Raw genomic sequence first — 10,716 nt, 5'->3', positions numbered from 1 at the left:
AGCAGTCCGGTCGACCAGCCGTCCGAGATGATGTGGTGCTGGGTGATCAGCAGGATGTATTCCTGCTCGCCCAGCCGCAGCAGTTGGCCGCGGATCAACGGACCTTGGGCCAGGTCGAACGCTTGGCTGGCTTCGTCCGTGCCGATGCGACTGACGGCGAACGCTTGTTCATGCCCGGGCAAGTGGCGCAGGTCGTGTGTTACCAGGTGGAAGCCGCAATCGGCCGCTGCGATCCTTTGTTCGGCTGCGCCTGCGCTTTGCACGAACGTGGTGCGCAGGACTTCGTGACGCGCGACGATGCGGTCCAGGGTCGCTTGCAGCGCCGCACAGTCGAGCTGGCCTTGCAGGCTTAGTGCGGCCGGCATGTGGTAGGCCGCGCCGGCGGCATGGTCGAGTTGATCGAGGAACCAGAGCCGTTGCTGGGCCCACGAGAGCGGCAAGGCTTGGTTGCGCGCGGTGCGTTCGATCCGGCTTAAGCTCGCTTGCCGCGCTTGGCTGACGACGCTGGCCAGGCCTGCCAGCGTCGGTTGCGCAAACAGGTCGCGCAGGGCGACTTCGATATTCAGCACTTGCCGCAGGCGCGACACCAGTTGCACTGCCATCAGCGAGTGTCCACCCATCTCGAAGAAGTGGTCGTGCCGCCCGATTCGCGCCAACCCCAGCAAGTCTTGCCAGATCTGCGCGAGCGCCTCTTCAATCGCTCCTTGCGGCGCCTCGTAGGCACGGCTGACGACGGCGCTCTTGTCCGGCGCCGGCAGCGCCTTGCGGTCGAGTTTGCCGTTGGCGGTCAGCGGGAATGCGTCCAATGTCACGAACGCGCTGGGCACCATGTACTCGGCCAGGCTGGCCGATAGCTGCTCACGCAAGTTGGTTGCCGACAAGGCCCCTTCTTCCGCCCCTGCTTGCGCGATCACGTACGCCACCAGCCGCTTGTCGCCCGGCTGGTCTTCGCGTGCGATCACAATCGCTGCGCGCACGCCTTCGCAGGCCGCCAGCCTGGCTTCGATTTCGCCCAGCTCAATTCGGAAGCCGCGGATCTTGACCTGGAAGTCACTGCGCCCAATGTATTCGATATTGCCGTCCGCCAGCCAGCGCGCTAGATCACCCGTTTTGTACATGCGTGCCTGTGGCAACGCACTGAACGGATCGGCCACAAAGCGCTCAGCCGTCAGGTCAGGGCGGTTCAGATAGCCGCGCGCGACGCCGGCTCCGCCGACATGAATTTCGCCGGGTACGCCAACCGGGACCAGTTGGCCACTTCCATCCAGAATGTATATTTGCGTGTTCGCGAGCGGCCGGCCAATCGGAGCAATACGGTGATGTTGGCTAATATTGCAATAGGCGCTACAGTAAATGGTCGCTTCGGTAGGACCGTAGGCATTCATGATCTTCAATCCTGGCACGAGCGCCTCGATACGCGCGAGTGCGTCTTCGTACAACGGTTCTACGCCGACCAATAAATGTCTCAGTTGCATCGCCGCAATGGCATAATCGGGAACATGGGCTAGATCACGTATGCAGAAAGGCGGAAGATAGCCGTGCGTAATTCCGCGAGCATTGAGCCAATCCATCAGCGCTCCAGTGGTCGCGCGCACAGACTCCGGGACAATATGCACGACGCCGCCAAGTGATAGCGGGACAAACAGCTCAAATACCGACACGTCGAACCCGAAGCTGGTCCACATCGATGCGGCGACAGGCTTATTGATTTTTTCGAAATACCGCGAACGCCAGTCCTCGATCAAATTGACGACACTGCGATGCGGTACCATCACACCCTTAGGTTGCCCCGTTGAGCCAGACGTATAGATCACGTAGGCCAAATGGTGTGGCGCCAAGCCGCGTGTAGCCAGATCCGGATTGTGCCCCGGCTGCGCGCCGCCCTCGGCGTCAGGCTCCAGCATCAACACCGGCACGTGACCCGCTGGCAGCGTGGCTTGCAATCCAGCCTCCGTCAGCAGCGCCACCGGCGCACTGTCTTGCAACATGTACACCAGACGCTCCTGGGGATAGCTCGGGTCGAGCGGCACATACGCGCCTCCAGCCTTCAAAATCCCCAGCAGGCCGACAATCATCTCAACACTGCGTTCGACACAGATCGCCACCCGGTCGTCGGGTTTCACGCCCAACCCGATCAGGGTGTGCGCCAGTCGGTTGGCGCGCGCATTCAATTCGCCATAGCTGACGCTGGTCTCTTCGTACACCACCGCGATCGCTTCCGGATTGGCTGCTGCCTGCGCTTCGAACAGTTGATGGATCAGTTGGTCCTGCGGGTAGTGCGCTTGCGTCGCGTTAAAGCCGACCAGCAGCTGCTGCCGTTCGCTGTCCGGTAAAATGGGGAGCAGGTGCGCCGCTTGCTGCGGGGTGTGCATCAAGGCTTGCACCAGACCCTCTATTGCAGTGTGCAGGTAGCCGACGACGCGCGCCGAATCCACGCCGTCGCATTGCGCAGTCAGCGCAAAGCCTTGTCCCAGGTCGTCGACGGAGACCGTCAACGGATAATTCGTGCGTTCTTCGCCCGACAGTATCCGCATCCCTTCCCAGACCAAGTCGGTACTCCCGTCCCTGCTAAGGTTATCTATCGCGACATGGCTGTGGCGGTAATTGAGCAGGGCGGTAAAGAGCGGCAACGGCACCTTGATCCCGCTGCAGCGCTGGACCAGCGCCAGCGGAGCTTGTTCGTGTTCCAGTAGTTCGCTCAGGCGCCGGTAGGTGGTGCCGACCAGATCCCGCACATTGGTGCCACCCAGGCTGACCCGCACCGGCAAGGTGTTGATGAACATGCCCAGCACTTGGTCGGCGCCTTCCGATCCTTGCAGGCGGCCAGACAGCACCGTGCCGAATACGACGTCGTCACGCCCGCTGCATTGCCCCAGTACCTGCGCCCATGCCACATGGAACAAGACCGCCGGCGTGACGCCTTCTTGCCGCGCACTGGTGCGGATGCGCTCGGCCAAGTCTGCGCTCAGGCTGATACTGGCTTCTTCTACCTGCCTGCCATCGCCTTGGATGTTGAGCAAACCAAACGGGACCGTCGGTTCGTCGATGTCGCCCAACTGTTCCCGGAAATGCGCTTCGTGCGCCGCTGCTGGAATGGCCAGCGTCTGCGCAATGAAGTTACGGTAGGGCAGCGCTTTGGCCAGGCGTTCTGTTTGCCCTGACAGTAGCAGTTGGATCTCCGCGATAATATGCTCGAGTGTCACGTGATCGCTCACCACGTGATGGTTGAGCAGCGCAAGGTAGCAGGTGGCGCTGTGCGGATCGGCGGCCACATAGGCGGCCATCAAGGGGGCCCGCTGCAAGTCCAGCCGCAGGTGGCGTGGATCGGTTTGCACCTGTATCTGCGGGAGCGCGTCGCTTGCCGCATCCAGCGTGAGTTCAATGATCGGCAACGGGGCGTGGCGATACACCACTTGCACCGGCTGCGCCAGTCCCTGCCAGTGGGCGGCGCTGCGCAAGATGTCGTGTCGGTCGATCACCCTCTGCAAGGCATTCAGGAAACCATCCAAACGATTGCGGCTATCAAAGGCGATGAGCGATCGCAATAGGTAAGCGTCGCCCTCCCTTTCCAGCAGGTGATGGAACAGGATGCCTTCTTGCAACGGCGACAAGGGGTAGATATCCTGAACATTGGCGGCGCCTTGCGGCACGCTGCCAACTATCCGGTCTATCTCGTCCTGGGTCAGCGTCAGCAAAGGCAGCATGTCTGGCGTGATCGCCGTACAATCGGCGCTGATCAGGTTGGACGGCGTGACAAAGCCGGGGGTGACGTGGGCATCGGCGATGCTGGCGGCCAGTGCGGCCAGGGTCGGCGCGGTAAATACGCTGCGCACTTCGACGCTCCAACCTTGCTGGCGCAGGCGTTCAATCAGGGTGACGACCATCAGCGAGTGTCCGCCCATCTCGAAGAAGTGGTCGTGGCGCCCGATTCGCGCCAACCCCAGCAAGTCTTGCCAGATCTGCGCGAGCGCCTCTTCAATCGCTCCTTGCGGCGCCTCGTAGGCACGGCTGACGACGGCGCTCTTGTCCGGCGCCGGCAGCGCCTTGCGGTCGAGTTTGCCGTTGGCGGTCAGCGGGAATGCGTCCAATGTCACGAACGCGCTGGGCACCATGTACTCGGCCAGGCTGGCCGATAGCTGCTCACGCAAGTTGGTTGCCGACAAGGCCCCTTCTTCCGCCCCTGCTTGCGCGATCACGTACGCCACCAGCCGCTTGTCGCCCGGCTGGTCTTCGCGTGCGATCACAATCGCTGCGCGCACGCCTTCGCAGGCCGCCAGCCTGGCTTCGATCTCGCCCAGCTCAATCCGGAAACCACGGATCTTGACCTGGAAGTCGTTCCTTCCTACATACTCGATGTTGCCATCGGCTAACCAGCGCCCCAGGTCGCCGCTCTTGTATAGCCGCGCTTCCGCCTGCGCACTGAACGGATCCGGCAGGAAGCGCTCCGCAGTCAACTCCGGCCGATTCAGATAGCCGCGCGCTACACCCGCCCCGCCGATGTAGATCTCGCCGGTTACTCCCACCGGCACCGCTTGCAGGTGGGCGTCGAGGATGTAGAGTTCGGTGTTGGCGATTGGACGGCCTATGGGAACCGTGCGCGTGCTTTCGCTGATGCTGCCGGCTGCAATCAAGAATGTGGTGGCGAAGGTGGTGGTTTCTGTCGGGCCATAGCAATGCACTAAATGTCGTGGCGGGTTATGTTGCAAGACTCGCGCAATGGTTCTTGCATCAGCTTGTTCGCCACCAAAAAGCAAATATTCCAATGTCGGGTATACCGTCGCCAGCGCATCGGCATACTGATTGAACAGACCGATCGTTAAGTGCAAAATAGTAACTGTTCCTCTCACGAGCACTTGCGCGAATACGACAGGATCCAGCAGCACTGCTTGAGAAATGATGAGTAGCCGCGCGCCATTGAGCAAGCCACTCCAAATTTCCCAGGTGGAGGCATCGAATGCCGGATTAGCGCAATGCGCCAAGCAATCCTTCGCGGTGATATGTACATAGGGATTATTGATGACCAATCGCAGCACGCTGCGATGTGCCACCATCACCCCCTTGGGCACTCCAGTCGAGCCCGAGGTATAGATCACATACGCCAGGTGTCGCGCCGTCAAGCCCAGCAGTGCCGGGTCGGGGTTGTGCGATGCTTGCCCAGCAATGGCTGCGCCGTCTTCCTCTGCGTCGAGCAGCAGCACCGGCATGACCCGATTTGCTTGAGCCGGATTCGGCAGCCGATCTTGCAAGCCCGTCTGCGTCAGCAGCGCCACCGGCGCACTGTCTTCCAACATGTATGCCAGACGCTCCTGGGGATAGCTCGGGTCGAGCGGCACATACGCGCCGCCAGCCTTCAAAATCCCCAGCAAGCCGACTATCATGTCAACACTGCGTTCCACGCAGATCGCTACCCTGTCGTCGGGCTGCACGCCCAGGCCGATCAGGGTATGCGCCAGTCGGTTGGCGCGCGCATTCAATTCGCCATAGCTGACGCTGGTCTCTTCGTACACCACCGCGATCGCTTCCGGATTGGCTGCTGCCTGCGCTTCGAACAGTTGATGGATCAGTTGGTCCTGCGGGTAGTGCGCTTGCGTCGCGTTAAAGCCGATCAGCAGCTGCTGCCGTTCGCTGTCGCTTAGCAGCGGCAGTTGACTGATCCGTTGGCTTGCATCGCCGGCCATGGCGGCGAGCAGGATCTGCAAATGACCCGCCAGCCGTTCTATCGTGGCGGCGTCGAACAGGTCGCTGGCATATTCCAGGCCGCCGCTGAGCCGACCGTCGACTTCGCTCAGCGACAAGGTGAGGTCGAAGTGGGCCGTGCGGTGTTCCTGTTCGACTCCGCTCAGGGTCAACCCGGGCAGCGCCAGCTCACCCGTGCGCGGGGTGTTGTTCAACGCCAGCATGACCTGGAACAGCGGGCTGTGGCTCATGCTGCGCGGCGGCTGCAGTGCTTCTACCACCTGTTCAAACGGCACGTCCTGGTGCGCGTAGGCGCCCAGGGTGCTGTCCTTGACTTGCGCCAGCAGGGCGGCCACGCTCGGGTCGTCTGCCAGTTGCACCCGCAGCGCCAGGGTGTTGACAAAGAAGCCGATCAAGGCTTCAATCTCGCTGCGCTGGCGGTTGGCAACCGGGGTGCCGATCACGATGTCTGACTGCCCGCTCAGCCGCGCCAGCAGGATCGACCAGCCGGCCAGCAGGGTCATGAACAGGGTGCTGCCATGGCGCTGGCTGAATGCCTTCAAATCACGCGTCAGCTCGGCTGACAGCTCGACTTGGACGCTGCCGCCGGCATAGCTTTGCACGGCCGGGCGGGCCCGGTCGGTGGGCAGCTCCAGCAGCGCCGGGGCGCCTTGCAGGTGGTGGTGCCAGAAATCGATTTGCTCTTTCAGCACTTCGCCTTGCAGCCACTGCCGTTGCCACGCAGCATAGTCGGCATACTGGAGCGCCAACGCCGGCAACGGGTCGGGCTGCCCTTGGCTGAAGGCGGTATACAGGGCCGTTACTTCCTGCACCAGCAGTCCGGTCGACCAGCCGTCCGAGATGATGTGGTGCTGGGTGATCAGCAGGATGTGTTCCTGCTCGCCCAGCCGCAGCAGTTGGCCGCGGATCAACGGACCTTGGGCCAGGTCGAACGCTTGGCGGGCTTCGTCTGCGCCGATGCGACTGACGGCGAACGCTTGTTCATGCCCGGGCAAGTGGCGCAGGTCGTGTGTGACCAGGTGGAAGCCGCAATCAGCCGCTGCGATCCTTTGTTCGGCTGCGCCTGCGCTTTGCACGAACGTGGTGCGCAGGACTTCGTGACGCGCGACGATGCGGTCCAGGGTCGCTTGCAGCGCCGCACAGTCGAGCTGGCCTTTCAGTCTTAGTGCGGCCGGCATGTGGTAGGCCGCGCCGGCAGCATGGTCGAGTTGGTCGAAGAACCAGAGCCGTTGCTGGGCCCACGAGAGCGGCAAGGCTTGGTTGCGCGCGGTGCGTTCGATCCGGCTTAAGCTCGCTTGCCGCGCTTGGCTGACGACGCTGGCCAGGCCTGCCAGCGTCGGTTGCGCAAACAGGTCGCGCAGGGCAACTTCGACATCCAGCACTTGCCGCAGGCGCGACACCAGTTGCACTGCCATCAGCGAGTGTCCGCCCATCTCGAAGAAGTGGTCGTGGCGCCCGATTTGCGCCAACCCCAGCAAGTCTTGCCAGATCTGCGCGAGCGCCTCTTCAATCTCTCCTTGCGGCGCCTCGTAGGCACGGCTGACGACGGCGCTCTTGTCCGGCGCCGGCAGCGCCTTGCGGTCGAGTTTGCCGTTGGCGGTCAGCGGGAATGCGTCCAATGTCACGAACGCGCTGGGCACCATGTACTCGGGCAAGCTGGCCGATAGCTGCTCACGCAAGGTCGCTGCCGACAAGGCCCCTTCTTCTGCCCCTGCTTGCGCGATCACGTACGCCACCAGCCGCTTGTCGCCCGGCTGGTCTTCGCGTGCGATCACAATCGCTTCGCGCACGCCTTCGCAGGCCGCCAGCCTGGCTTCGATTTCGCCCAGCTCAATCCGGAAACCGCGGATCTTGACCTGGAAGTCGTTCCTTCCTACATACTCGATGTTGCCATCGGCTAACCAGCGGCCCAGGTCGCCGCTCTTGTATAGCCGCGCTTCCGCCCGCGCACTGAACGGATCCGGCAGGAAGCGCTCCGCAGTCAACTCCGGCCGATTCAGGTAGCCGCGCGCTACACCCGCCCCGCCGATGTAGATCTCGCCGGTTACTCCCACCGGCACCGGTTGCAGGTGGGCGTCGAGGATGTAGAGTTGAGCGTTGGCGATTGGACGGCCTATGGGGACATGGGTAGGCCAATGACGAGACGTGTTCGTTAGCGTAAATGCAGAGACGGCGTGCGTTTCAGTGGGCCCGTAATGATTGTGCAATTTCCGTTCAGGCCCTTGCGCAATGAATTGTCTAATCATTGCGCTGATCCGTAATTGTTCTCCTGCCGTGATAACGTTTTTGAGTGACGGCAATGCTGCATTCAAGGAGACGGCTGTTTCAGCTATGTTTTGTAAAGCAATGAAGGGTAGGAATATTCTTTGAATGGCTTGATCGTGAAGAAATGTGATCAATGCAATCGGGTCACTGCGCACTTCCTCGCCCACTAGAACGAGGCATGCGCCCGAACATAAAGTGGAGAATACTTCCTGAAATGCAACATCGAAGCCAAACGCAGCGAATTGCAAGGTCTTTTCTGGAATGGATAAATCGGTATTCGGTTGAAAATGCCAATGAATCAAATTCAATAGGGCCAATTGGGGCATTGCCACCCCCTTGGGCACTCCAGTCGAGCCCGAGGTATAGATCACATACGCCAGGTGCCGCGCCGTCAAGCCCAGCTGCGCCGGGTCGGGGTTGTGCGATGCTTGCTCAGCAATGGCTGCGCCGTCTTCCTCTCCGTCGAGCAGCAGCACCGGTATGACCCGATTTGCTTGAGCCGGATTCGGCAGGTGATCTTGCAAGCCCGTCTGCGTCAGCAGCGCCACCGGCGTACTGTCTTGTAACATGTATGCCAGACGCTCCTGGGGATAGCTCGGGTCGAGCGGCACATACGCGCCTCCAGCCTTCAAAATCCCCAGCAAGCCAACTATCATCTCAACACTGCGTTCGACACAGATCGCCACCCGGTCGTCGGGTTTCACGCCCAACCCGATCAGGGTGTGCGCCAGTCGGTTGGCGCGCGCATTCAATTCGCCATAGCTGACGCTGGTCTCTTCGTACACCAGCGCGATCGCTTCCGGATTGGCTGCTGCTTGCGCTTCGAACAGTTGCTGGATCAGTTGGTCCTGCGGGTAGTCCGCTTGCGTCGCGTTAAAGCCGACCAGCAGCTGCTGCCGTTCGCTGTCGCTTAGCAGCGGCAGTTGACTGATCCGTTGGTTTGCATCGCCGGCCATGGCGGCGAGCAGGATCTGCAAATGACCCGCCAGCCGTTCTATCGTGGCGGCGTCGAACAGGTCGCTGGCATATTCCAGGCCGCCGCTGAGCCGACCGTCGACTTCGCTCAGCGACAAGGTGAGGTCGAAGTGGGCCGTGCGGTGTTCCTGTTCGACTCCGCTCAGGGTCAACCCGGGCAGCGCCAGCTCACCCGTGCGCGGGGTGTTGTTCAACGCCAGCATGACCTGGAACAGCGGGCTGTGGCTCATGCTGCGCGGCGGTTGCAGTGCTTCTACCACCTGTTCGAACGGCACGTCCTGGTGCGCGTAGGCGCCCAGGGTGCTGTCCTTGACTTGCGCCAGCAGGGCGGCCACGCTCGGGTCGTCTGCCAGTTGCACCCGCAGCGCCAGGGTGTTGGCAAAGAAGCCGATCAAGGTTTCAATCTCGCTGCGCTGGCGGTTGGCAACCGGGGTGCCGATCACGATGCCTGACTGCCCGCTCAGCCGCGCCAGCAGGATCGACCAGCCGGCCAGCAGGGTCATGAACAGGGTGCTGCCATGGCGCTGGCTGAGTGCCTTCAAATCACGCGTCAGCTCGGCTGACAGCTCGACTTGGACACTGCCGCCGGCATAGCTTTGCACCGCCGGGCGAGCCCGGTCGGTAGGCATCTCCAGCAGCGCCGGGGCGCCTTGCAGGTGTTGCTTCCAGAAATCGACTTGCTGTTCCAGCACTTCGCCTTGCAGCCACTGCCGTTGCCACGCAGCATAGTCGGCATACTGGATCGCCAACGCCGGCAACGGGTCGGGCTGCCCTTGGCTGAAGGCGGTATACAGGGCCGTTACTTCCTGCACCAGCAGTCCGGTCGACCAGCCGTCCGAGATGATGTGGTGCTGGGTGATCAGCAGGATGTGTTCCTGCTCGCCCAGCCGCAGCAGTTGGCCGCGGATCAACGGACCTTGGGCCAGGTCGAACGCTTGGCTGGCTTCGTCCGCGCCGATGCGACTGACGGCGAACGCTTGTTCATGCCCGGGCAGGTGGCTCAGGTCGTGTGTTACCAGGCAGAAGCCGCAATCGGCCGCTGCGATCCTTTGTTCGACTGCGCCTTCGCTTTGCACGAACGTGGTACGCAGGACTTCGTGACGCGCGACGATGCGATCCAGGGTGGCTTGCAGCGCCGCAAAGTCGAGCTGGCCTTTCAGTCTTAGTGCGGCCGCCATATGGTAGGCCGCGCCGGCGGCATGGTCGAGTTGATCGAGGAACCAGAGCCGTTGCTGGGCCCACGAGAGCGGCAAGACTTGGTTGCGCGTGGTGCGTTCGATCCGGCTTAAACTCGCTTGCTTGCCTTGTATTGCATTTTTTGGGTGCTTCAACTGTTTTAAAAGAGCGATGAGTTTCAATTTTTCAAGAGCATCATTTTTCTTATTCATTTGCATCGCTTTCAGAAATTAAGGCAAGTAGTTCGTTTTCAGTTAAAAGGCTCAATTTCTGTTCCAGGCGTTCCCTGTCCTCATTCGAATATTGAGCTACTTGTAACGTCATAATAAGATCGGAAATATCCGTTAATGAAGTATGTTCAAATAAACTTCTAAGCGAAACATCAACATCAAATTTTTCCCTTATGCGATTGTGCATTTGCACCGCCATCAGCGAGTGTCCGCCCATCTCGAAGAAGTAGTCGTGCCGCCCGATTCGCGCCAACCCCAGCAAGTCTTGCCAGATCTGCGCGAGCGCTTCTTCAATCTCTCCTTGCGGCGCCTCGTAGGCACGGCTGACGACGGCGCTCTTGTCCGGCGCCGGCAGCGCCTTGCGGTCGAGTTT

Annotated in this window: 1 protein-coding gene and 1 pseudogene; both read right to left on the bottom strand. The window is 61.3% G+C overall.

The annotated features are described in order from the left end of the window. On the bottom strand, positions 1-10,325 hold a 10,325-nt coding region (locus tag KVP70_RS32655), incomplete at its 3' end, for a non-ribosomal peptide synthetase (protein ID WP_217946589.1). 172 nt (positions 10,326-10,497) lie between these two features. After that, positions 10,498-10,716 (bottom strand): annotated as a pseudogene (locus tag KVP70_RS35715) (phosphopantetheine-binding protein); the annotation flags it as partial.

The sequence above is a fragment of the Duganella violaceipulchra genome (assembly GCF_019166075.1).
Taxonomy (GTDB): domain Bacteria; phylum Pseudomonadota; class Gammaproteobacteria; order Burkholderiales; family Burkholderiaceae_D; genus Rugamonas; species Rugamonas violaceipulchra.
This window is presented reverse-complemented; position numbering and strand designations above follow the sequence as displayed.